Source organism: Pseudogemmobacter sp. TB195 (assembly GCF_058313095.1).
Genome location: NZ_JBZEGG010000127.1, coordinates 1 through 636 on the forward strand (window position 1 = coordinate 1; position 636 = coordinate 636).

Annotated in this window: 1 protein-coding gene; it reads left to right on the top strand. The window is 59.9% G+C overall.

Annotated elements, in window-relative coordinates; all coding sequences use genetic code 11:
• Positions 1-311 precede the first annotated feature (311 nt).
• Positions 312-636 (top strand): hypothetical protein (locus tag AC4FS3_RS28965; protein ID WP_491023413.1); only part of this gene is annotated, 325 nt, incomplete at its 3' end.

Here is a 636-nt window from a genome sequence, read left to right on the forward strand (position 1 = left end):
GCGCTTCCGTGCGGACTGTCAGTGGGAATTCGGCGTAGGCCGCAGCCATTGCATCTCTCCTGTCGGTATTACGTGATAGTACAGGAGACGACTAAGATATTGAATTATATAGTTTTATCTTGTTTCAACGCACTTTCACACTCTGTCCCGCTGCGTTGGATGCGCTCCGGGAGGCGTCATCGTTAACGGGCGGTTAACGGGCGAATCGGCATGATGCCGTCGCCGGCGATGACACTAGGGCTGTCCCTGGCGATGACGCCGGTGATGTCGTCAGCGACGACGCCAGCGATGACACTGGTGCTGGGGGTGACATGGAAACCAGGCAACTGACCTATGCCGAACTGGCCAAGGCGCTGGGTATCAATGCCGCCAGCGCCAAGCGGCTCGCCATTCGCAAAGGGTGGCAGAAGACCATCGGCAACGATGGAAAGGCCCGCGTGGCGGTTCCGGTTGAGCGGCTGGACCAGTCGGAGGGTGACAGTCCCAAGGGGAATGACACTGGTGATGTCGCCGGTGTTGTCATGGGGCCTGTCGCCGGTGATGACCCTGGCGCTGTCACCAGTGATGTCCCCCCTCCCCTCGAAGGCAGCCGGCAGCTTCTGGCCTATCTGGAAAGCCGGGTATCGGAATTGACGG